The organism is Flavobacterium frigoris (assembly GCF_900111075.1).
In the GTDB taxonomy this organism is placed as follows: domain Bacteria; phylum Bacteroidota; class Bacteroidia; order Flavobacteriales; family Flavobacteriaceae; genus Flavobacterium; species Flavobacterium frigoris.
In genome coordinates this window covers 36,372-61,169 of record NZ_FOFZ01000004.1, presented here as the reverse complement: position 1 = coordinate 61,169, position 24,798 = coordinate 36,372, and the positions used below count along the sequence as shown (strand labels likewise).

Below are 24,798 nucleotides of genomic sequence, written 5' to 3'. Positions count from 1 at the left end.
TTAGTCTTCTGTTTTTCTGGTTCTCCAGTCTTTAAACGCGCCAGTTGACCATAATGCCCAGGCAATAAGTACTGGTTGGAAAAACAGACGTATTAAACGTGCCTTATCTGAATTTAGTGCTCCAAAAGCATCTTTTTGATCTAAGTATTGCGCAATATTTCCTGGAAACACTAAAATAAAAAACAACGCGAGTGCCCAACCAAATACAACTCGTTCCTTTTTCCAAAAAGCCAAACCGAGACCCAATGCCATTTCTACTATACCAGATAGTACTACGACCGAATCTTTGCTTAGCGGTAACCAGTCTGGTACTTGCGCCTGAAAATCTACTCTATTAAAAGTAAGGTGACTGAATCCGGCATAGACCATAAAAAAGGCTAATAGTATTCTGAAAATATTTTGTATCAATGTTGTTTCTATGGTTTTACTCATTTTTTTAATTTTAATCGTACGCGTTTATGTCGTGGACGATGCAAATGTAGTCAATTGTTTTGTAATCACGATTTATTTACGCGTAAACTTGTCATTGCGAGGAACGAAGCAATCCCATCCTGCTGCTCAACTTGTGTGCCTTTGTTAGTGAGATTGCTTCGCTTCGCTCGCAATAACAATTCTGCCCGCAATGACAAACGCTGTTGTGTTTTGCGTGAGGGATAGAAGCGGCATCCTTTATGGCGTTTCTTCAAGCCATAAAGATATAGCGTATAGCCCGACCGCACCGCAACGGAGTGTAGGTGGGGACACGCCCAAAAAAATAAGCGCATAAAAAACCCCGAGCTGCTTGTGGCAAATCGGGGTTTAGATTTATATAAATGGGAATTAGTCTTTCAGTCCGATTTTGGATAAAATAGTTTCCAGTAAACACCATTTGGTAAAACCGGATTGAATTAAATTGACTCCTATAAAAGCCGTGAACCACAACCAGTTTTGATTAACGTAAACGGATAATAATAGACTGATTAAGATAAATGATCCTACTAGTATTCTAAAAACTTTGTTTTTCATATTTTATAATTTTATTAATTGTGTTTTTCAATATTTAATACTGCCACATGAATGTTTGACAAACTTTCTTGTTTCGCATTGAATTCATTCACTTTTTCAATCAATGTATCTACATTTCCGTTGTCTACAAAGGCGTAATACAATATGGATTCGTTTTCGCTCATTTCGCTTCCAAACCAATTTCCTTCCATTGACACTTCAGAAATATCTTTAAATCCTGTTACATCCTTGTAGCTAAAAGTTTGTACTTCTGCTTGTTTTAGCATTTTTTTGACTGCTGCGTCAAATGCTTTAATTGCGGTGATAATTAGTAGTTTCATAGAGTTATATTATTTTCCCCAGCTGACCTCCCCAAAGGGGAGGAAATTGGAGTAATTAAAATTATACAATAGTTTCTTTTTTAGGTTCTAGCTCCCCTCCTTCGGAGTGGCTGGGGGAGGATTCCCATTTCTTTCTCTCCGTCACATAGTAAATTATGGGCACGACAATCAATGTTAGAATAGTAGAAACAATGGCTCCAAATACTAACGAAATCGCCAATCCTTGAAATAACGGATCAAATAAAATAATAGAAGCTCCAATAACTACTGCACCTGTTGTCAATAGAATAGGAGAGGTTCTTACTGCTCCAGCCTCAATAATCGCTTGTTTTAACGGTACGCCATCATTCAATCTTATTTCGATAAAGTCAATCAGTAAAACTGAATTTCTCACCATAACACCTGCCAAGGCAATCATACCAATAAAAGAAGTTGCTGTAAAATAAGCGCCTAATAACCAATGCCCAAACACAATTCCGATTAAGGATAGCGGAATCGCAAGCATCATCACCATTGGTGTTTTGAAGTTCTGGAACCAGCCCACAATCAACATATAAATAATCACGATAGCTACTAGAAAGGCTACTCCTAAATCACGGAATACTTCTAATGTAATCTGCCATTCCCCATCCCATTTTACCGTAAAATCACTTTCATCTGTGGGTTGTTCCATGTACAATTCATTGACTTTGTATCCTTTTGGAATTTTCATTTTATCCAGTTTCTCCGTCATTCCCAGAATAGCATACACGGGACTTTCTAATGCTCCAGCCATATCAGCGGTTACATAAACCACACGTTTTTGATCTTTTCTATAAATGGTTTTTTGTAAAGTATCTGTTTTTACTTTTACCAAATCACTCACCGGAATCATATTCCCCTGACTTCCTTTTATTTTCAGGTTCTGAATGTCTTGCAAGCTCGTTTTGTCTTTGTCGTCAAGCGAAAGAACAATCCCCACATTGTCATTAGAATTTTCAGCATACAAATTAGAAACAGGATATTCTTTCAATAGATAAGTCAAATTCCCCACTATTTGTTGCGGTGCAATCCCATTCAGCATTGCTTTTTCCTTGTCTACTTCCAGTTTGTATTCCGTTTGATTATCTTCCACAGTCCAGTCGATATCTACGATACCTTCTGTTTTATGCAAAATATCTTTTACTTGTTGTGCCACTTTAATTTGGTCTTTGTAATTGGGACCATAAATCTCAGCTACCAATGTCGATAATACAGGAGGTCCTGGCGGAACTTCGATAATTTTTACATTCGCACCATATTTCTTGGCAATTTTTTGAATATATGGACGTACATTTTTGGCAATGTCGTGACTTTGTAATTTTCGATCTTCTTTGTGCAATAAATTCACTTGAATATCAGCCATATTACTTCCACCACGTAAATCATAATGACGTACTAATCCGTTAAAAGTGATTGGAGCCGAGGTTCCAATGTAGTTTTGATAATCAACAACTTCTGGGATTGTGGTTAAATACTGTGCAATTTCTTTAGTAACGGCTGCTGTTCTTTCCAGAGTCGCTCCTTCGGGCATATCAATTACGACTTGAAATTCGTTTTTATTATCAAAAGGCAACATTTTCACCAAAACTGACTTGGTAAAAAACATACCAACAGAACCAAATAGTAATAAAACAGTCACTCCCACAAGCACTCTTCGTTTCATGCTGCTTTCTAGTAAAGGACGCTCTAGCTTGTTGTACATTTTATAAATGAAACTAGTTTCTAAACCTTCGGCTTCTTTATGTCCTTGCTCGTCTTTTTCTTGCAGTAAATGATAGCCTAAATAAGGCGTAACCGTCAAGGCAACAAACAGTGATAATATCATCGCAATCGAAGCGCCTATAGGCATCGGACTCATATATGGTCCCATCATTCCAGATACAAACGCCATGGGTAAAATAGCTGCAATAACCGTAAATGTCGCTAAAATCGTTGGATTTCCTACTTCATTTATCGCGTAAATAGCGGCTTGTTTAAATGGTAATCGCTTCATCTTAAAATGCCTGTGCATATTCTCTGCGATAATAATACTATCATCAACGACAATTCCCACCACAAAAACCAAGGCAAAAAGCGTGATTCGGTTCAACGTATAATCCAGCATATAGTAACTGAATAATGTCAAAGCAAATGTTAATGGAACCGAGAAGAATACCACTAATCCACCTCGCCAGCCCATGGCAAACATTACTAAAATAGTAACGGCCAAAATAGCGATACCTAAGTGCAGCAACAATTCACCTACTTTATCTGATGCTGTTTCACCGTAATTACGGGTTACTTCAACATGAACATCATTAGGTATTATAGTTGTTTTTAAATGTTCTACTTTGTCAATGATTTTCTCCGAAATTTTCATCGCATCAGCGCCTTTTACCTTACCAACAGATAGGGTTACGGCAGGATATTCTGATTTTGCGTCTTTGTATTTTTCGTTTGATTTACTGTAGCCAAAGGATACATAGCTTTTTGCCGTAGAAGGGCCGTCTTGAACCGTTGCGACTTGTTTTAAGTAAACAGGCATATTTTTATTAACACCTACAACCAGATTTTCTACATCGTCAGCTGACGTTAAGAACTTCCCTGTCGTAATCAAATATTCTTCATCGGTATTGACAAAACTCCCGGATTGAGAACTGCTGTTATTCGCTTGAATCATTTGCATAATACCCATAGGGTCGATGCCGTTCTCTGCCATTTTATCTTTGTCTAAAATCACTTTTAGTACACGGCTTCTTCCGCCAATTTCTTTGGTGATGGCAACATCTTTTACTTTTTCTACTTCCGAGGTTACTTCTTCGGCAATTTGGCGCAATTGAAAATCATCCATTTTATCGCTCCAAAGCGTGATCCCAAGCATGGGTACATCATCAATAGAACGTGTTTTTACCATTGGTTTGTACACTCCTTTTGGGAACATGTCTTCGTGTTTTGCTAATTCGTCGTATAATTTTACATACGAACGCTCCACATCTTGACCTACATAAAATTGAACGATAAGCATCGCCTGACCATTCATGGCCATCGTATGCACGTGCTCAACCCCTTTGATATTTGAGATGATTTTCTCCAGCGGTTTTGCCACACGGCTTTCTACCTCGGTAGGGCTCGCTCCTGGATATCCCACCATGACATCAGCCATCGGGACATTAATTTGTGGCTCTTCTTCTCTTGGAATAAGAAAAGAACTATAAACCCCAATGATCATCAAACCAATCATCATCAAAATAGTTAGTTTTGAGTTGATGAAAAAGTTGGCAATTTTACCTGAAATTCCTTCTTGCATAATATTTTATTTATTTGGGCGTGACCACAAGGGTCGGGCTATTCGTTACAATCTTTTTCTTGTTCTCGATACTTCCGCTAAAAAGCGGAAACTCGAACTGACGAAAAAGGATTTTCACTGCTATCCCTCACGCGGTATTAACAACTATTTTTGACTGACCACTGACCACTGACCACTATCTACTGATCACTGATCACTGAATACTGACCACTGCTTATTGAATGCTAACCTTCGCTCCGTTGAATAATTTTCCTTCGGCAGAGATGATATAGTTTTCATCAGCTGATAATCCGGATAATACTTCCACTTTATCTCCAAATGTTTTTCCTGTTCTCAACCATCTTAGAAGCGCTACGTTTTCATTTCCTACAGTATAGATTCCAGTAAGTTGTCCTTGTCTTACTAAAGCACTTTCAGGAACTAAAACCATTGTATTTAGAGTAGTAGTACTTTTGTTTTCCACTGGGAATTGTACATTGACAAACATTCCAGATAAAACAGCGCTGTCTGTTTTGTCTAAATTTATTTTGACTAAATATTGTCCTCCAGTATTCTTAGCAGAAACGCTTACTTCACTTACTTTACCAGTCAGTTTTTCGTTAGACGATTTTACTAAAACGGTTACCGGCATTCCTTTCTTGATAGAAGTGATATCACCTTCAGAAACCATGGCTGTTACTTGCAGTTTTGAAGCACCTTCAACACTTATTAAAGGCATTCCAGGATTTGCCATATCACCTTCTTTTACAAAAGTGTTAGTCACCACTCCATAAAACGGCGCTGTGATATTAGAGTAATTGAATTGTGCCATTACCTCATTTCGCATTTGTCTGGCCCCTTCTAATCCTGCTTTTGCCATCTCATATCGAGCCGTCATATCGTCTAGTTCTTTTTGGGAAGCACTTTGTTGTTTGAACAAAGCGACAAAACGATCGTAGTCTTTTTTAGCATTGTTATATCCGGCGGTAGCTTGAAGAATACTAGCATCAACCTGTGCTTTTTTTGCCAGTAAATCAGAATTATTGATGCTTACCAATAATTGTCCTGCTTTTACTTGTTGTCCTATTTGTACATAAACTTTAGTTACATAACCCATCATTCGTGTACTTAAATCAGCGCTGTTTTCTGCTTCAATTTTTCCACTTGCACTTACAAATGGACTGTTGTCATTTTCAGCAACGCCACTTACTTTAACTGCAATTGCAGGAGATTCCGCCACAGCTTCTTTTTTCTCTCCGTTACAGGAAATAAGTAGAACAAAAAGGGAAGCGATTATTGTCGTTTTAAATAAAAAGTTCTTCATTATATTACTTTTAAAATTGAAATTGATTTTTGAAATTGTCATTGAAATTGACTTTTATTTTGTTAAAAACTGTAAATATTCCTGAGTGTAATTGTATTCAAAAACAGCTTGTAAATAGTCCAGTTCTTTTTTGAACATCTGCGTTTCAGATTGTAATAAGTCGGTCGTTTTTTCTAATCCTTGAGTAAAACGATTGCTTCTTATTCTATACGCTTCTTGTGATTGTTCCAGATCTAACTTAGATAGATTCACCTTGTTCTCAGCATCATTAAGTTGGCGGTTCGCTTTGTTCAATTCCAGTTGGCTTTTCGCTTTGTATTGTTGAGTTTCTATCTCCGCTTTTTGGAAATCAGCTTTCGCTTTTTCCATTTTTCCAATTGATTTATAACCGTCAAATACATTCCATGATAGTTGAGCTCCTACTACATATCCTTTTGCATTAGTCCCAAAAAGGGTGTCATCGTACAATTCATAACTTCCAAAAGCATTTAAACGAGGTAAGAAAGTCATTTTACTCGATAGCAACATTTTTTGATAGGCTTCAGTAGACTGATCCATCGCTTGAATATCTTTTCTGTTTGCCGAAAGGGAAGTGTTAATCGTTTGTATGGTAATGGTGTTTTCTAGAGCTTCGGCAGGCTTGTATACTTTGTCTCCAAGATTTTCATTCAACAAAAAAGCCAAGTAATCAGAGGCGTTTTGCACATTACTTTTTGCATATTGCAATTGGTTTTTTATTTCACTTACGCGAACTTGTACGGATAGCAAATCTGTTTTTTGAAGAATCCCTTGTTTGAAATAGTTTCCTATTAACTTCAAGTTTTCTGCCGCAGTTGCATTTGCTTTTTCTAAAACGACAACAGCTTTATAGGCCAATTGCAATTCCATAAACGATTTGTTTACTTCCAGTTCCAGGTATTCTTTGGTACGTTCCGTTTGTAGTGAATATGCATTCATCTTAGCTCTTGCCGCCTGTCTTCCATACAATCCATCTATGTTGATGATGGGTTGTAGAATTTCAATTTTAGTGGCAAAGTTTGTAGTACGATTTGGATTATTCAATAAATTAGGATCAAAATCGGAAGCCGTTAAAATTTCTTGATTCAGCTTAGACCCAAAAGCCATTAAAGGATTTGTAGTCGAAATCGCTGTATGTGAGGCAGAAATATTCGGTAAGAAAAGAGAATTGGATTGTCTGTAATCTGCTTGTGCCGATTTAAACTCCTGATCTGCAATCTTAATTTGTAAATTTTTATCGGCAACTTTCTGCCAAAGATCAGTTTTAGAAATAGCCAATGTATCTTGACTATAACTAATTGATGACATGAAAATTATCCCAAATAGTACTATTAAATTTATTTTCTTCATAATTTTTATTTCTAATTATTAGACAAAGATAAATTCACAAGATTGGGTACACAGTAACAAATGTCACACTCGATTAAGTTTACTGTTTTATTAAATGATTTAAGAATTTATCTAAATAAATTTTTATTATATTTAGCGTAAATAATTTATGATTTTTAAGAATGAGTATGAAAGAAGAAAAACTAACTTATGATGAGTTACTCAAAATAACAAAAGATCAAGAATTTGAAATTAATCGATTACGTGAAAAAGAGCGTTTAATGACTAATTTTGAGTTCTACTTTAATGAATCTTTAGATTTAATTTGTTTAGCTGGGACTGATGGTTTTTTTAAAGAAATAAATACTGCTTTTGTAAAAATATTGGGTTATACGAAACAAGAATTGATGAGCATCCCTTTCATTTCATTAGTCTATCCTGATGATGTAGATAAATCGAATGCTGAACTAGAACAATTGGGGCAAGGAATTTCTTCATTACACTTTGAAAATAGATTTGTCCAAAAAAACGGAAAAATTGTTTGTATACAATGGACAACAAGCGTAGATTCCTCAAAAGAGATTATTTATGCAATAGGACGAGATGTTACTAAAATTAAAAAAGCAGAGGCTGATTTATTAGAAAGTGAGGAACTACTTGAAAACGCTCAAAAAATATCAAAAATAGGAAGTTGGGAGTACAATTATTTAGATCATAAAATGATTTGGTCTAACGAATTGTATTCGATTTATGAATTAGAAAAAAAGGATAATCAAGATTTATTTCAGGAATATGTAAATCGATTTTCAAAATCAGATGTTGATATATTTTTTAATAAAGTTAAGCAATCTAAAATTGACAAAAAACCATTTGAGGCAGAGCAATGTGCCATTATTAATACCAATAAAACAAAATGGGTTCATGCAATTGTTTACCCAATTATTGATGAAAATGGAAATGTAATTGGTCTACGAGGGAATACGCAAGACATTACTGAAAAAAGACAAATTACAGAAGAACTTGATGCAATAAGACAAAAAAAAACAGAATTAAAACTAAAATTAGTAGAAGAAGAAAGTAACCGAAAATTTAAAAATTATATTGAAAATGCTCCAGATGGAATTTTTATAGCTGATGAAACTGGTAGTTTTATTGAGGTAAATAAAGCTGTATCTTCAATTCTTGGTTATTCAGAAGAAGAGCTTTTAACATTATCAATGATGGATATAACATTTCACGAATCTCTTGAAGATTTGGGGATGTGTTTTAATAAAGTAAAAAAAGTAGGAGGGTCAAAAGGAGAGTTTAAAATAATTCATAAGTCAGGAGAAATTATATGGTCTCGCGTTGATTCAGTAAAACTTTCTGAAAATCGGTTTATGGGTTTTGTTAAAGATATTACTGAAATTAAACGAGCAAATGAATTACTCACCAATACATTTGAGCGTATAACAGATGCTTTTGTGGCACTAGATAACAACTGGTGTTATACCTATATGAATAAAAAAGCGGGTGAAATTATGGGCTGTAATCCTGCGAAAATGATTGGGAAGAATATCTGGACAGAATTTCCAGAAGCGATGAACTCAAGTTTAGGAGATGCATTTAATAAAGCTAAAGCGACTAATGAATATTATTGTTTTGAATATTTTTATAATAACAGCCAGTGGTTAGAAAATCATTTTTACCCATCAGCTGACGGTATGTCAAACTTTTTTAGAGATATTACCGAAAAGAAATATTCTGAGGCTATTGTTGAAAAAAATGAAAAACGTTTTAGAGCTTTAGTAGAGAATAATCAAGGAATAATCACTGTTGTAAATAAAGAACTTAAAGTTATTTTTAGAAGTCCTTCATCTGCCCGTGTCACTGGTTATACAAATGAAGAATTTGATGCAATTGCGGATGAAGATTATTTTCATCCAGATTTTTTAGAGTATGTCTACAAGATGTTAGAAAAAGCGATAACTAGTCCAGGAAAACCAATTCCTTTATTGTTTCAGGTAAAGCATAAAAACGGAAATTACATATGGTTAGAAGGAGTTGTTACTAATATGATAGATGACAGTGGAGTTAATGGTATTATAGCTAACTTAAAGGATATAACAGTAACAAAAGAAGCAATCGAGTCCTTAATAAAAGAAAGGGATAAATTTGCTAAAATCGCTGCTACATCGCCTGGTTTAATTTACTCCATGCGTCAAAACAGCGATGGATCGTTAAGTTATCCTTATGCTAGTAAGGCATTAAAGGATATTTATGGATTCAATCATGCAGAAATAGAGAATCATCCAGAAAAGATTTTTGCATTGATTCATCCCGAGGATTTAGAAATGGTGACTAAAAAAATTAAAGTAACTAAGTCTAAGTTGGTTCCTCTTAAAGGCAGGTATCGCTATTTTCATCCATCAAAAGGATTAGTGTGGCATGAGGTAAATTCTTTGCCAGTAGTTGAAGCGGAAGGAACGGTAATTTGTCACGGTATCGTTACGGATATAACGGAGCGATTACAAGAAGAACAAAAACTAGTAAAAGTCAATCGACTTTATTCATTTATCAGTAGAATTAATCAGGTTATTGTTCGCGCCACTAATGAAGAAATGCTTTTTAAGGAAGCATGTACTATTGCGGTTGAGGTGGGTAAGTTTAGAATGGCATGGATTGGTTTGCATGAAGAGAATACAGCTAAAGTGATACCTGTAATGATTGCGGGCGAGGATAACGGATATCACTCTGTCATCAAAACGATTTCGACTAAGGATATTCCTGAAGGAAGGGGTCCGGCGGGAACAGCAATAAGAGAGGGGAAATATGTTGTTTGTAATGATATTGAAGATTGCAGTTTAATGAAGCCATGGAGCGAAGACGCGCTTAGCCGAGGCTACAATTCAGTACTGTCCTCACCTATTAAAAGGAGCGGTAAAGTAATAGGTGTTTTTAGTTTCTATGCAAGCGATAAAAACTTTTTTGATGACGAAGAAATTGAATTGTTAAATAAAGCCACTGACGATGTGTCTTTTGCTTTGGAAGTTTTTGAAAAAGAAATTCAAAATAAAAAAGCGGAAGAGGCTATTTTTCAAAGTGAAAAAAGATACCACACACTTACGGAGGTATCTCCAGTGGGAATATTTCGTACGGATGCGGCTGGGTATACCAATTATGTTAATCCAAGTTGGACTCAAATTTCAGGGCTTTCATTTGATGAAGCTTTGGGGAATGGATGGCTTAACGCCGTTCATGAAGAAGATAGGAGCTCTATTCTTAATGGTTGGGAAAATGCTACCATAAATAATGAAAAATCATTATCTGAATATCGGTTTATAAAACCTGATGGTACTATTGCTTGGGTGATGGGACAGGCAACGCCAGAGCGAAATAAAGAAAATCAGATTGTGGGTTATATAGGAACCATTACCGATATTACAAAACGTAAAATAGCTGAAGATTTAATTTTTAAAGAAAAACTACTTTCAGAAACGATAATAAATAATCTACCTGGAATATTTTATCTCTATGATGAAGCTGGAAAATTTGTGAAATGGAATACAAATTTTGAGACTATTACGGGGTATAACGGCCATGAAATTAGTCAAATGAAGCCAGTGGATTTCTATGATGAGAATGAGAAGGATAGGATTAGAAAAAGAATTAAGAATGTATTTAAAAAAGAATCTCCTGGTATTGAGGTTGAATTCTCTACGAAAACAAAAAAGAAGGTACACTATTATATCAATTCTTTAGCAATAGAATATGAAGGAAAAAGATGCCTTTTGGGTATGGGCTTTGACTTAACAGACCGGAAAAAGGCAGAAGAAGAAATTAAAAAAGCAAACCAACGATTTGAAATGATTTCACGTGCCACTAATGATGCAGTGTTTGAATATGATATATTGACGGAAGAAAGTTGGAACAATCAAGCTTTTTCGGATCTCTTAGGCTTTGGAAGTAGTTTGCCTAATGGTAAAAACAACAGTTTTATATGGCGATCAAAGGTTCATCCGGATGATAGAGAAAGGGTTATAAAAAATCTTGAGGAGTCTTATGCAGGAACTTCAAATTTTTGGTCAGATGAATTCCGTTTTCAAAAATTTGATGGGAGTTATGGAATATTTTACGATAGAGGGGTAATATCCAGAGATGAATATGGAAAAGCAATTCGTTTAAATGGATCAATGACGGAGATTACCGAATTAAAAAATATAAAAGAACAATTAATTAATAGTGAAGAAAAATACGGTAGTCTTGTTGAGCAAGCTTCAGATGCTATTTTTATTAATGACGTATCAGGAAATCTTCTCGAAGTGAATAAAAGCGCGTGCGCTATGCTTGGTTATACTAAAGAAGAATTGTGTAAAAAAAATATTACAGACCTTTATACAAATGTTACGCTTATACGTAGACCATTGATGCAAAAAGAATTGTTAAATGGAGAACGAACTTCAATTGAGCGTGATATGTTGCGAAAGGATCAAACATCGGTACCAGTAGAAATTTCTGCCAAAATGCTCACTGACGGACGAATTGTAGCAATAGTTAGAGACATAAGTGAACGCAAAAAAGCCGAAGAAGATTTCAAAAAGTCTAATAAAAAGTTAGAGGCAATTATTGAAGCGATTCCAGATCTAATGTTAGAAGTTGGTTTAGACGGTACCATATACAACTATCATTCGCATCTTAAAGATTCCATTGTGGAACCAACAAATCGATTTATCGGTAAGAAAATTTCTGATATATTACCTCCTGATGCTACTAATTTAGCTTTCTCAGCCATCCAAGAAGCAGCTGAAAAAGGATTTTCAACTGGGCGTCAATATTCTTTGGAGAAAAAAAATGAATTGCGTTGGTATGAACTATCAATAGCTCCTATGAAGGAAACGGTTGATAATGAAATCCATTTTATCTGCCTTTCTCGTGATATTACAAAGGTTAAACTTATCGATGAATCACTGGCGAAAAGTGAGGAACGATATCGTGGATTATTGCAAAATCTCGATGCTGGGATTATTGTTCATAGACCAGATACATCGATTATCATGAGTAATGAAAAAGCAATTGAATTGCTAGGAATAACGGTTGATCAAATGCAGGGAAAAATAGCTACTGACTCAGCGTGGAAATTTATTAATGAAGAAGGGGGTGAAATGCTAGTTGAAGATTACCCGATAAATCAAATTTTAAAATCTAAAAGTTCAATAAATAATGTGACTGTTGGAGTAAATCGACCGTTAACAAATGATATTGTATGGCTATTAGTTAATGGTTTTGCTTTTCAAGAAAGCAAAGGTGCAATCACTGAAATTGTAATTAGCTTTATTGATATTACGAAACGAAAATTAATGGAAATTGAATTAGTGAAGTCAAAAGAACAATCTGAAGCAGCAAACAAGGCCAAAACTGATTTTCTAGCGAATATGAGCCATGAAATTAGAACGCCATTGAATGGTATCATAGGATTTACCCATTTATTGATGAAATCAGAAATGGAAAAAAATCAGTTAGAATATATGTCGACGATTAATGAGTCTGCCACTTCTTTAATGCAGATTGTAAATGATGTTTTGGATTTTTCTAAAATAGAATCCGGTAAACTAGAATTGAATATTGAAAAAATTAGTCTGTATAAATTAACGCGTCAGGTCATTGATTTATTCAGCTATCAAGCGAACCAGAAAAACATTGGTGTAGTATTAAATCTAAGTGAGAATGTTCCAGAAAATATAATGGCAGATTCTGTTAGGCTCAAACAAATTTTGGTAAATTTATTGAGTAATGCATTAAAATTCACAAGTTTTGGAGAAATACGTTTAGACATCACTGAGATAGCGGCATTGGATAAGAAAAACACAATTTTAAAATTTTCAGTAAAAGACACAGGCGTTGGAATCAAAGTAGCTAATAAGGATAAAATATTTAATTCATTTGTGCAAGAAGATAACTCAACCAGTCGAAAGTTTGGAGGAACAGGATTAGGGTTGTCGATTTCAAATCAGTTGTTAGCATTAATGGGGAGTAAATTACAATTGATCAGTAAGTATGGTGATGGAAGTGATTTTTTCTTCGAAATTGAATTTAAAAAATTAAAAAGTAACAATAAAAGAACTTCTGAATACATTAACATAACTGAAGATATCGCAATGGGAAGCATTAGTGATAAAAGGGTTCTAATTGTTGAGGATAATAGAATCAATATGCTTTTAGCAAAAACGCTTGTTAAAAGAATAATTACTAATTGCACTATCTATGAAGCTAGGGACGGAAACGAAGCTGTAGCACAATATGAGAAGGAAAAACCGGATATTATTTTGATGGATATTCAAATGCCGAATAAAAATGGATACGAAGCCACTTACGAAATTAGACGGCTACAAGGCGGTCCAAGTACTCCAATTATTGCAATTACAGCAGGTATAATGAGTGGTGATAAAGAAAAATGTCTGGAGGCAGGGTTGGACGATTATTTATCAAAACCTATAATTGAAGTTGATTTAAAACAACTATTAATTAAGTGGTTGAATAAATAAGCTATTTTTTTTTCAAAAATTAAAGTTTATTATTTATCCTAGTTATGGATAAGGATTAAGTCTTTTTTATAAAAGAATGATAATTTTTATTTAAATTTATTGAAAATAAAGTATTTATTTATGGAAAATGGCAAAGATAATATACAGGAAGTCCTAACTCTTCGTCAAAAGGCAGAAGCAATACAGAGGAATGAGAAGTCAGCTTTTAATTTAGTTGACAGCGACGTGATTAGACTTGTCCATGAATTAGAAGTACATCAGATTGAACTAGAAATGCAAAATGCAGAACTTGCATTAGCCAAGGGTCAAGCCGATACGGCCACTCAGAAATATACTGAACTATACGATTTTTTGCCTTCGGGTTATTTTACAATCAATAAGGATGGAGATATCGTCGAACTAAATCGGGCCGGCGCCGAGCTATTAGGAAAAGACCGATTTAAATTGGTAAATAGTCGGTTTGGTTTTTTTGTTTCAGATGATACCAAACCAACTTTCAATCTTTTTTTGGAAAAAGTGTTTGAATACTCGAAAAAAGAATCTTGTGAAGTCGCCATTATAAATAACGAACATGAAACTTTATATGTTTACATTACAGGTATTGTAGATCAAAATACGGAGCATTGTCATATCTCCGTAATTGATATTACCGAGCGAAAGTTGATGGAGATTGAATTAATTAAAGCAAAAGAAGAGGCAGAAGTAGCTAACAGTACTAAAACGGATTTCTTGGCTAATATGAGTCACGAAATTAGAACACCCTTAAATGGAATAATTGGTTTCACCGATTTGTTAATGAAATCAAATCTAGAAAAGAATCATCTGGAATATGTGTCGACAGTTAACGAATCATCCATACTGCTAATGCATATTGTGAATGATGTATTAGACTTTTCTAAAATTGAAGCTGGTAAATTAGAACTGGAAATTATAAAGACAGATATCTATGAACTAACTAAACAAGTTATTGATTTGTTTAAATGTCAGGCGATAAGGAAGAAGATAGATTTAGTCCTTAATATCGATTACAAAGTATCACATTATATTCAAGCAGATGCGCCCCGGCTAAAACAAATATTAGTAAACTTGATAGGCAATGCGTTAAAATTTACCGATACAGGAAAAATTACTTTGGATATCTCTGAAACTCCCTCTGGAAGTAAAGATTCCTGTATATTTAATTTCTCTTTAAAAGATACGGGTATTGGTATAAAGGAGAGTAATAATAAAAAAATATTTAAGTCTTTTATTCAAGAAGACAATTCTACAAGTCGCCGATATGGCGGGACTGGTTTAGGACTATCTATATCAAACAAACTTTTAGCCTTAATGGATAGTAAATTGCAATTAAAGAGTAAAGTAGGAGAAGGAAGCAATTTCTTTTTTGCTATTCAATTCAAGAAGGTGAACGCTAAACAAAGTGTTAATTGTTCAATTAATTCAATCATTAGTAACCGTGTTATTCCTTTTAAAATGCTTTCTAAAAAGAAGGTTTTAATAGTAGAGGATAATAAAATAAATATTTTATTAGCAAGGACATTGGTAAAGAAAATAATGCCAAACGCAATTGTTTTTGTGGCAGGAGATGGAAATGAGGCCGTACTGCAATTTAAAAAGGAAAAACCAGATATCATATTAATGGATATTCAGATGCCCAACAAAAATGGATATGAAGCAACCAAAGAGATTCGGTTATTGTCTAATGGGGCACAAACTCCAATTGTTGCCATAACAGCCGGAATAATGACTGAAGACAAAGAGAAATGTTTTGAATCAGGAATGAGTGACTATCTGCCAAAGCCTATTATTATATCAGATTTAGAAAAAGTATTACTCAAATGGTTAACTAAATAACATTTGTTTTCAGACTTTTGAATCTGAAGAATCATAGTGTAAGATCAGTTTTTAAAAGTTTAAAAAACATTCTTACATTGTAAATATTTCGCATTATTTATGTAGAGGCGGGTGTGTTGATAAGCAGTTTGCAACTAAGATAGTACGCACTTTTAAATCACTATACTATTGACTGGATTTTGAATTATGTTATCAACTCGAAATCATTGTTTGATTTTTATTCGAATACCATTTAAATGATTTAATGCTATTTTGTCTTTACATTAAGTGTATAAGCAACTGTTTTTCGATATTAATATTCTACGTTTAAAAAATAATAAATTACATTTATGCTTAATTAGCGTGATGCTTGATTTATAATAGCGCAATATCATAATGAAAAAGATAGAGAATAAACAAATTCTGCAGGAAGAAGAAGCCATTTCTAAAACAGCAAAAACTAAAACCATGGACAAAGACGGGCGCAGTGACTTCCCCATCATTGGTATAGGAGCTTCCGCAGGAGGACTAGAGGCAATGGAAGTTTTTTTTAAAAACATGCCGCAAAATCCTGGTATGGCATTCGTCGTTATTCAACATCTCGATCCTACTCATGTTGGAATTTTGCCAGAGCTATTGCAACGGGTCACTTCCATGAAAGTACTACAGGCAGCTGATCAACTTACGGTAAAACTCAATCATATCTATGTAATTCCTCCAAATAAAAGTTTGACAATATTAAACGGTGCCTTGCATCTATTTGCCCCTATTCAAACCCGATGGTTGCGTTTACCAATCGATATCTTCTTTCGTTCATTGGCGCTTGATAGATTAGGTAAAAGTGTTGGAATTATTCTCTCAGGAATGGGTTCGGATGGGAGTTTAGGAATTAAATCAATTAAAGAACAGCAGGGATTTGTTTTAGTTCAGGATCCTGCCTGCAACCGCAAAGTTTAACTCAATGCCTCTAAATGCTACAGAGGCAGTATTAGTTGATATTGTGGCACCGGTAGAAGAGTTACCTGCTAAACTAATTACGCTTCTCCAGCACACACTAGAAATTCAAAAAGATTCAGATATAAACGTCAAAAATAGAAGTAGTCTCCAAAAAATTATCATCTTACTGCGAGAACACACTGGTCATGATTTTTTATTGTATAAAAAAACAACTTTAATGCGCCGCATCGAAAGGCGTAAAGGAGTCCATCAATTGGGTAGCACAGAAGATTATGTTCATTTCTTACAGGAAAACCCTAAAGAAATTGAGTTGCTTTTTAAAGAATTATTAATAGGGGTAACCAGCTTCTTTCGTGACACAGCTGTTTGGGACGAGCTCACAAGCACTATTCTGCCTGAACTTATTAAAGACTTACCGGAAGGATATGTACTACGGGCATGGATTACTGCCTGTTCCACAGGCGAAGAGGCATATTCGCTAGCGATAGCCTTCAAGGAAGTTATGGAAAGTACTGTTAAACACAGGAATATTACGTTGCAAATTTTTGCCACGGATTTAGATACGGATGCCATTGAAAAGGCACGTCGAGGTTTTTTTACCACTAATATTATTGTAGATGTTTCACCTGAACGAATTAGCAAGTTCTTCAATGTCGAAGTAGACGGATACCGCGTGATTTCAGCGATACGAGAAATGCTTGTTTTTGCACCTCATAACGTAATCAAAGATCCTCCTTTTACAAAACTTAATATATTGATGTGTCGTAATATGTTGATATACATGGAGCCGCCTCTACAAAAAAAGCTAATCGAATTGTTTAACTATAGTCTTCTGCCAGGAGGTATCATGGTATTGGGCTCCGCCGAAGCCATAGCCCGAAATAATGAAGGGTTTAAAGTTCTAGATGGTAAATTAAAACTTTATAAACGTACTAAGATAGCTCTAACATCAGAATTAACGGGTTTTCCCAGCTCTTTTTCAAGTAATAAAACAATAACCAAAGAAATGACTAATACTCCTAAAGTGGTCGAAAATATTCAAAGTCTTGCAGATCAGATCCTACTTCAACAATTTGCGCCAGCCAGCGTGCTGGTAAATGATAGAGGAGATATTCTCTATATTACTGGTAGAACGGGAAAATATCTTGAACCCGTTGCTGGTAAAGCCAACTGGAATATTCATGTAATGGCACGAGAAGGCTTGAGAAATGAACTGCCTAACGCTTTCCAAAAAGCACTAGAAAGCACTGAAGCTATTAACCTTCGAAATATTAAAATTAGAAATAGTAGTGGAGATTTCAATTATGTGACGATCACTATTAAGCGAATTGAAAACCCTGATCAGCTAAAGGGGATGGTGATGATCGTCTTCAAGGATGAGCATGAGATAGTCGATCCGCTTTTATCGAAACAAAAAACCACTAAGTCAAATTTATCAAGCAGACATAAAGAGCTTGAGGCTGAATTGAAGCAGTCAAATGAAGACTTGTTAACTTCAAGGGAACAAATGCAAGCTTCGCAGGAAGAACTGAAATCAATTAATGAAGAGTTGCAATCAACAAACGAAGAATTGCAATCAACAAATGAAGAATTAACGACTTCAAAGGAAGAAATGCAAAGTCTAAACGAAGAGTTACAGACTGTAAATGCAGAACTTCAAAATAAGTTAAGTGATTTTGAACTGGCAAATAATGACATGAAGAATTTGCTTAACAGTACTGAAATAGCAACACTTTTTCTAGACAAAGAATTAAACATACGCCGGTTTACTGATGCTGTAAGCAAAATATTTAAAATTCGATCTAACGATTCAGGAAGGCCTTTTACAGACTTGGTGAATGATTTGAATTATCCCAGTATGGATAACGATGCAAGGAGTGTAATTAAAAACCTGACACCAATTCAGAACACAATCGGTACAAAGGACGGAAGGTGGTATAACGTGCGAATTATGCCCTATCGAACATTAGATGATCGCATTGATGGTATTGTAATCACATTTACGGATATCACTGCTTCAAAAAAGGCGGAAGAAGCATTACTTATGGAAAATAGATACCGGCGCTTATTTGAATCGGCTAAAGACGGAATTCTAATTCTCAATGAAGAAACAGGTAATATTATGGATGTTAATCCGTATTTAATTGAAATGCTAGGTTATTCATATGAACAATTTGTTGAAAAGGCGATATGGGAAATAGGCCCTTTTAAAGATATCGTGGCTAATAAAGAAAAGTTCTCTGAGTTAAAGAAAAAGAAATTCGTACGGTATGAGAATTTACCGCTTCAAACCGCTAAAGGTAAGGAGATTAAAGTAGAATTTGTCAGTACATCGTACTTGGTGAACAATAAAAAAGTAATTCAATGTATCATTCGGGATATTACAGAACGCAAACAAATTGAAGAAGCATTGGCTTTAGTGGAGACGCGTTACCATCATCTTTTTGAATCAGCAAAAGAAGGAATATTTTATATCGATGCCTTGACAGGAAAAATAACTGATGTAAATCCATTTTTGACGCAGTTATTAGGGCATTCAAAAGAAGAATTTGTTAATAAACCAATTTGGGAAATTAATTTTTTAAAAAATATAATATCGAATAAGGATATGTTTAAAGAATTAAAGCAGGAGAAGCCGGTTAATTATGAAAAAGTCCAGATTGAAACGGCTACTGGAAAAAAAATTAATGTTGATTTTACATTGAACATGTATATAGTTGATAATCATGAAGTAATGCAATGTTTTATTCGTAACTTTACTTTCTTAAATTCGAAATAATTGTTTCGAAGGAGTAATTATAAAATTGCCATAATAAAGCTTTAAATCATTTATGCGATAATATTTAAAATAGTTAGTAGGGATGGGGAATGCTGAAAACAATTCGAAAGTTACTGCGCTTCTTAGGTTAAAGGCCGAAGAATTGCAAAAAAATAAAAATCAATTGAAATCTGAAGGAAAGCTTTCTGATGCCATGACATTGAAACTTATTCATGAATTAGAAGTGCATCAGATTGAGCTTCAAATGCAGAATGAAGAACTGCTTTTAGCAAAAGAGCGAGCAGAGCAGGCTATTGAAAAATATTCCCAATTGTACGATCATTCACCGTCTGGTTATTTTACGTTGTCTACTGATGGTAATGTTCTTGAAGCTAATCTCACTGGGCTGGATATGCTTGGGATACATCGTTCAAATGTAATAAATAGTCAATTTGGTTTTTTTATTTCTGATGACACAAAAAATATATTCAATGCTTTTTTAAAAAAAATATTTAAAAGTAAGGGTAGAGAGTCTTGTGAAGTCAATCTTATTACCAAAGATAAGAAATCCTTTTTTGGCCATTTATTGGGTGTTATTGCAACAGATCCTGGGCAGTGCAACATAACATTAATTGATATTACAGAACTGAAGGAGTCAGAGTTTGCCTTAGGTACTAGTAAGGAAAAATACAGAGATCTTTTGAATAATTTAGCTGAAGGTATTATTGTTCATGCACCAGACTCTTCTATAGTAATAAGTAATCCTAAAGCCTCTGAATTACTTGGTTTGAGTAAAGGTCAGTTGAAAGGAAAACAAGCAATAGATTTTGATTGGAAATTTTTGGACGAAAATTATTTGCCTTTACCGCTTGATAAATACCCAGTAAACCAAATTTTGGCGAGTAAAAAATCACTTAAAAACTTTATTGCTGGAGTTAAAAAGCCTAATTCGAAAGAGGTCATCTTACTTTTAGTAAATGGATTTCCTGTATTTGACTCAACTGGAAATTTAACAGAAATTGTAATTAGTTTTACTGATATAACAGAGATAAAACTAATGCAAAAAGAGCTCACAAAGGCGAAAAATTTAGCTGAAAAAGCGAACAAAGCAAAATCTAATTTTCTGACTAACATGAGTCATGAAATTCGTACTCCTCTAAATGGAATAATAGGATTTAGTGATTTATTAACAAAAACAGTTCTTGATGTTAATCAATCTGAATACATTAATATAGTAAATGAGTCTGCTATTATATTGATGGAAATTATCAATGACGTATTGGATTTTTCTAAGATTGAATCAGGGAAATTAGAATTGAATATTGAAGAAATAGATATTTTGGCACTTACAAACCAAGTAATTAAGCTTTTTAAGCATCAGGCAAATTTAAAGAACATTGATCTAACATTAAATATTGGTGAGGCCGTGCCTCAATTTATCTTTGCTGACTCGGTACGACTAAAACAGATTATCGTAAACTTAATAGGGAATGCCTTAAAATTTACAAATGAAGGTTCTATAGCGCTAAATGTTAATAAGATTGCCTCCGATAACGACGCCATTTCTACTATACATTTTTCAGTAAAGGATACTGGTATTGGGATAAAGCAGCAAAATCAGGAAAAGATATTTCATTCGTTTGTACAAGAAGACCTTTCCACGACAAAAAAATTTGGTGGGACAGGGTTAGGTTTAGCAATCTCAAATCAGTTGTTAGGGTTAATGCACAGTAATTTACTTCTTGTGAGTGAATATGCAAAAGGAAGTGATTTTCATTTTACGGTAGATTTTAAGAAATCAAATAAGGAAAAAGAAACTCAGATTCCATTCCTTCATCAGATAGACGAGAATAAAGAACCCGTTAAAGAATATCTGGCGAACACAAAAATATTGATTGTGGAGGACAATAGAATTAATATGCTCTTAGCAAAAAAACTCATAAAAAAAATAATACCAAATTGTATCATTTTTGAAGCGACAGATGGAAAAGAAGCCATAAAGCTGTATAAGAAAGAACAGCTGGATATTATTTTAATGGACATCCAAATGCCCAAGAAAAATGGTTTTGAAACCACGGCGGAAATCAGGAAATTAAGTCATTCTGAATCGCCACCCATAATAGCATTGACAGCAGGAATTTTTATTGAGGAAAAAGAAAAGTGTCTAGAATGTGGTATGAATGATTATATTTCTAAACCAATTAGTATAACTGATTTGGAAACCGTACTTCACAAGTGGGTGAAGGAGTAAATTTAGTTTTAGGATTTTGTACATAAAACTAATTCGTCTTTTTATAACTCCAAACGGCAAATCCATTTATAATGAAAGCATAAATGGCAATTATAAAAAACGGTCTTGAAATATCAGAAAAGGTAGCCCCTTTGAGCATTACCATTCGAATAATTTCCACAAAATAGCGAATGGGATTGAAAAGAGTCAGCTGCTGTGCCCAAGTTGGCATACTTTCAATAGGGGTAAACAATCCACTCATCAGAATAAAAATTACAGTAAAAAACCAGGCAATGAACATGGCTTGTTGTTGGGTTTCGGTGTAATTAGAAATGAATAGTCCTATGCCTAGTATCACCAATAAATATACTGAAGTAAACAGATAGATCAATCCTATATTCCCTAATATGGGAATGTTGAACACGATCCTGGCAATAAGCAATCCCACCGTTAAGATCATTAATCCTAATACCCAAAACGGGAATAATTTCCCTATGATGAATTGATGTTTTTTTATTGGGGTAACATTGATTTGTTCTAGTGTCCCAATTTCTTTCTCACGCACAATATTCATGGCTGATAAAAATAAGGTGAGCATCGTTACCAATAATACCAAAATACCCGGAACCATAAGGGTTTTATAATTTAAAGTATTGTTGTACCAGAAGGAAGGGATGGTAACAATATTTTGGGGCTGTACAAAAGAGTTATCATTGTATTGATAGAGCTCACTTTGTATTTTTTGATTGAAACTAGCTATAATTTGGGTAATATATACATTTTCAACACCAGCAGCCGCGCCGTCAATGGCATTGATGCTTACGGATAGCGTTGTTTTTTTCTCGGTCAGAAGATTGCGTTCAAAATGATTGGGAATTTCAAGAATGACATCTACTTTGCCCTTTTCCATTTGTAGGTTGGCTTCTTTCTTTGATTCGAAATTGCCAATTATTTTAAAATAGTCTGAGGATTGAAATTTACTGATTAATTCTCTTGATGCCGCCGAATGGTCGTTATCGATATAAGAGAATTGGATGTTTTTTACTTCAAAACTAGCCGCATTCGATAAAATTAGCAGCTGGATAAAAGGCAAGACAAATATAATGGGTAGCATCGCTTTATTTCTAAAGATTTGTCTGAACTCCTTTTGTATGATGAATAGTATTGTTCTCATATTTTGTTTTTTAGCCCTGATTGAAGTGGAAATCCTTTTATCTCGTTTTTCAACGAGTTAAAAGATTGAAGCGTAAAGCAGGAAATAGCTCCTAAAACTGAAACGGATTCAGTTTAACAATTTACTCTAATCTTATTTTATATTTTTTGATGCTCAGGACTATAAAAAACAGTGTCATTCCTATAAGGATCAGTGTTTCTTTCCAGATAATTTCGATTGAAGCTCCTTTCAACATGATGGCCTTAATGATTATAATAAACCATTTTGCGGGGATTATATTGCTGATTACTTGCAATGGTAGTGGCATACTGGAAAGTGGAAATATGAAGCCAGAAAGTATGATTACGGGCAGCATTAATCCCATTAGGGAAATCATCATGGCAGTTTGTTGCGAATTAGACAGAGTTGAAATCAATATTCCCAATGAAAGTGCCGTGATAATGAAAAGAATACTTTCGAAAGCGAGTAAAAGGATACTTCCCTCAATGGGCATTCCAAAAACAAAAACGCCTAAAACGACGATTACGGTGGCATTGATTATCGAAAGGAAGATATAGGGAAATACTTTTCCCAGAATAACCTGCAACGGGTTTAAGGGAGAGACGAGCAGCACTTCCATGGTACCGAGTTCTTTTTCACGGGTAATGGATATGGATGTCATCATCGCCGAAACCAACATTAAAATCACCGTCATCACGCCAGGGACAAAGGTAAAAACACTCTTTAGTTCGGGATTGTAATACAATTGGGTTTGTGTCTGTATTTGATAAGCGGGTTGGTTTGTGTTGTTTATTTCTTGTGTGTGATTTTGCAAAATGGCATTGACATAATTGGTAATGGTATTCGCAATATTGGGATCTGTCGCATCCGTAATTACTTGTACTTTGGCTTGTTTTTGAGTTTGCAGGTTTTTTACAAAATGATTTTCAAAAACCAAAACCGCTTTGACTTTTCCTTTTTTGAATATGGATTCTATTTGGTACTCTGAACTGATTTCCTGTTCGATATAAAAATACTTGGAAGCACTGATTTTGTTGATTATTTTTTGCGTTTTGGTATCTTTTGACTTGTCTAGAATGGCAATGTTAACATTGTTGATCTCATTAGTAATGGCAAAACCGAACAACATGATTTGAGCGATAGGCATCCCAAAAAGGATGAACATCGAGCGTTTATCCCTAAAAATATGGTAAAATTCTTTTGTTACAAAACCGATAAATCTTTTCATTCTATTTTTTGTTTAACCGCAAAGTTCGCAAAGGCTTTTTATGTATTTTCTCTTTGTTCTATTTTCTTATTTATAACTTCTATTCAACATTTCGAGCCAGTTTTAAAAAGACGTCGTTCATTGATTCAACATTAAATTGTTGTTTTAAGTTTTTGGGTGTATCCAAAGCTTCAATATGTCCTTCCACCATGATCGAAACCCGATCGCAATACTCGGCTTCATCCATATAATGCGTCGTTACAAAAATAGTAGTTCCTTTATGAGCCTCGGCATAAATCATTTCCCAGAATTGCCTTCTTGTAATAGGATCCACACCACCAGTAGGTTCATCGAGAAAAACAATTTTAGGTTCGTGCAATAAAGCCACTGAAAAAGATAGTTTCTGTTTCCAACCCAAAGGCAAATCACCTACTAGTTTGTCTACTGCATCTTCGAGCCCTAATTCTGAGACTAATTGGGCTGTTTTTTCTTTTATTTTATTTCGGCTTAAACCATAAATTCCACCAAAAAAAGTAATATTTTCCTTGATGGTCAGATCATCATACATGGAGAATCTTTGGCTCATGTAGCCAATGCTTTTCTTAACCATTTCTGCTGCAGTCTTTACGTCATAACCGGCTACAGTAACTTCTCCAGATGTAGGCCTTGATATTCCAATAAGCATTTTCATAGCCGTTGTTTTTCCAGCGCCATTTGCCCCGAGAAAACCAAATATTTCCCCTTTGTATACGTCAAAAGAAATGTTGTCAACAGCAGTGAAGCTGCCAAATTTCTTGCTGAGGTTTTTTACTTCTATGATTTTTTCCTGACTCAAA

General features: G+C 34.5%; 14 protein-coding genes. 5 read left to right on the top strand and 9 right to left on the bottom strand.

Annotated features, from left to right (window positions below; genetic code table 11):
• The 6 genes from BMW63_RS07390 to BMW63_RS07365 all read right to left on the bottom strand — a co-directional run bounded on the left by BMW63_RS07390 (position 1) and on the right by BMW63_RS07365 (position 7,303).
• The gene (locus BMW63_RS07390; RefSeq protein ID WP_074722813.1) at positions 1–432 is read right to left on the bottom strand and encodes a DoxX family protein; all 432 of its coding nucleotides are present in this window, start codon (positions 430–432) and stop codon (positions 1–3) included.
• 387 nt (positions 433–819) lie between these two features.
• Positions 820–1,005, bottom strand: coding sequence for a YgaP family membrane protein (locus BMW63_RS07385; RefSeq protein WP_074722811.1), 186 nt, complete (start codon positions 1,003–1,005; stop codon positions 820–822).
• A 14-nt stretch (positions 1,006–1,019) separates the two neighbouring features.
• A complete protein-coding gene (locus BMW63_RS07380; RefSeq protein ID WP_074722810.1) occupies positions 1,020–1,325 on the bottom strand; it encodes a hypothetical protein in 306 nt (101 codons plus the stop codon).
• Between the two features lie 61 nt (positions 1,326–1,386).
• Positions 1,387–4,632: an efflux RND transporter permease subunit gene (locus BMW63_RS07375; protein WP_074722808.1), complete on the bottom strand. Its 3,246-nt coding sequence runs from the start codon at positions 4,630–4,632 to the stop codon at positions 1,387–1,389.
• A gap of 214 nt (positions 4,633–4,846) precedes the next feature.
• Positions 4,847–5,935 carry an efflux RND transporter periplasmic adaptor subunit gene (locus BMW63_RS07370; RefSeq protein ID WP_074723024.1) on the bottom strand — a complete coding sequence of 363 codons (1,089 nt, stop codon included), beginning with the start codon at positions 5,933–5,935 and terminating at the stop codon, positions 4,847–4,849.
• A gap of 54 nt (positions 5,936–5,989) precedes the next feature.
• Positions 5,990–7,303 (bottom strand): TolC family protein, encoded by a 1,314-nt coding sequence (locus BMW63_RS07365; RefSeq protein ID WP_074722806.1) that lies wholly within the window; start codon positions 7,301–7,303, stop codon positions 5,990–5,992.
• Between the two features lie 167 nt (positions 7,304–7,470).
• Between BMW63_RS07365 and BMW63_RS07360 the strand changes: the two genes are divergently transcribed.
• From BMW63_RS07360 to BMW63_RS07340, 5 genes are all read left to right on the top strand, one after another.
• Positions 7,471–13,803, top strand: coding sequence for a PAS domain S-box protein (locus tag BMW63_RS07360; protein WP_074722804.1), 6,333 nt, complete (start codon positions 7,471–7,473; stop codon positions 13,801–13,803).
• 120 nt (positions 13,804–13,923) lie between these two features.
• Positions 13,924–15,657: a response regulator gene (locus tag BMW63_RS07355; RefSeq protein WP_074722802.1), complete on the top strand. Its 1,734-nt coding sequence runs from the start codon at positions 13,924–13,926 to the stop codon at positions 15,655–15,657.
• Positions 15,658–16,032: 375 nt separating this feature from the next.
• On the top strand, positions 16,033–16,593 hold the full coding sequence (locus BMW63_RS18395) for a chemotaxis protein CheB (protein ID WP_074722800.1): 561 nt from the start codon (positions 16,033–16,035) through the stop codon (positions 16,591–16,593).
• A gap of 4 nt (positions 16,594–16,597) precedes the next feature.
• The gene (locus BMW63_RS07345; protein WP_074722798.1) at positions 16,598–19,372 is read left to right on the top strand and encodes a CheR family methyltransferase; all 2,775 of its coding nucleotides are present in this window, start codon (positions 16,598–16,600) and stop codon (positions 19,370–19,372) included.
• Between the two features lie 82 nt (positions 19,373–19,454).
• Complete coding sequence (locus BMW63_RS07340; RefSeq protein WP_074722796.1) at positions 19,455–21,602, top strand: PAS domain-containing hybrid sensor histidine kinase/response regulator; 2,148 nt, start codon at positions 19,455–19,457, stop codon at positions 21,600–21,602.
• A gap of 28 nt (positions 21,603–21,630) precedes the next feature.
• Here BMW63_RS07340 and BMW63_RS07335 read toward each other — a convergent pair whose 3' ends face one another.
• From BMW63_RS07335 to BMW63_RS07325, 3 genes are all read right to left on the bottom strand, one after another.
• Positions 21,631–22,755, bottom strand: coding sequence for an ABC transporter permease (locus BMW63_RS07335; protein ID WP_074722794.1), 1,125 nt, complete (start codon positions 22,753–22,755; stop codon positions 21,631–21,633).
• A 121-nt stretch (positions 22,756–22,876) separates the two neighbouring features.
• Positions 22,877–23,983: an ABC transporter permease gene (locus tag BMW63_RS07330; RefSeq protein ID WP_074722792.1), complete on the bottom strand. Its 1,107-nt coding sequence runs from the start codon at positions 23,981–23,983 to the stop codon at positions 22,877–22,879.
• 79 nt (positions 23,984–24,062) lie between these two features.
• Entirely contained in the window at positions 24,063–24,797 is a 735-nt protein-coding gene (locus BMW63_RS07325) for an ABC transporter ATP-binding protein (RefSeq protein WP_074722790.1), read from the bottom strand.
• Position 24,798 lies beyond the last annotated feature (1 nt).

Coding starts and splice junctions, on each gene's coding strand:
- BMW63_RS07390 (WP_074722813.1), bottom strand. CDS start 432: ATGAGTAAAACCATAGAAACAACATTGATACAAAATATTTTCAGAATA.
- BMW63_RS07385 (WP_074722811.1), bottom strand. CDS start 1,005: ATGAAAAACAAAGTTTTTAGAATACTAGTAGGATCATTTATCTTAATC.
- BMW63_RS07380 (WP_074722810.1), bottom strand. CDS start 1,325: ATGAAACTACTAATTATCACCGCAATTAAAGCATTTGACGCAGCAGTC.
- BMW63_RS07375 (WP_074722808.1), bottom strand. CDS start 4,632: ATGCAAGAAGGAATTTCAGGTAAAATTGCCAACTTTTTCATCAACTCA.
- BMW63_RS07370 (WP_074723024.1), bottom strand. CDS start 5,935: ATGAAGAACTTTTTATTTAAAACGACAATAATCGCTTCCCTTTTTGTT.
- BMW63_RS07365 (WP_074722806.1), bottom strand. CDS start 7,303: ATGAAGAAAATAAATTTAATAGTACTATTTGGGATAATTTTCATGTCA.
- BMW63_RS07360 (WP_074722804.1), top strand. CDS start 7,471: ATGAAAGAAGAAAAACTAACTTATGATGAGTTACTCAAAATAACAAAA.
- BMW63_RS07355 (WP_074722802.1), top strand. CDS start 13,924: ATGGAAAATGGCAAAGATAATATACAGGAAGTCCTAACTCTTCGTCAA.
- BMW63_RS18395 (WP_074722800.1), top strand. CDS start 16,033: ATGAAAAAGATAGAGAATAAACAAATTCTGCAGGAAGAAGAAGCCATT.
- BMW63_RS07345 (WP_074722798.1), top strand. CDS start 16,598: ATGCCTCTAAATGCTACAGAGGCAGTATTAGTTGATATTGTGGCACCG.
- BMW63_RS07340 (WP_074722796.1), top strand. CDS start 19,455: ATGGGGAATGCTGAAAACAATTCGAAAGTTACTGCGCTTCTTAGGTTA.
- BMW63_RS07335 (WP_074722794.1), bottom strand. CDS start 22,755: ATGAGAACAATACTATTCATCATACAAAAGGAGTTCAGACAAATCTTT.
- BMW63_RS07330 (WP_074722792.1), bottom strand. CDS start 23,983: ATGAAAAGATTTATCGGTTTTGTAACAAAAGAATTTTACCATATTTTT.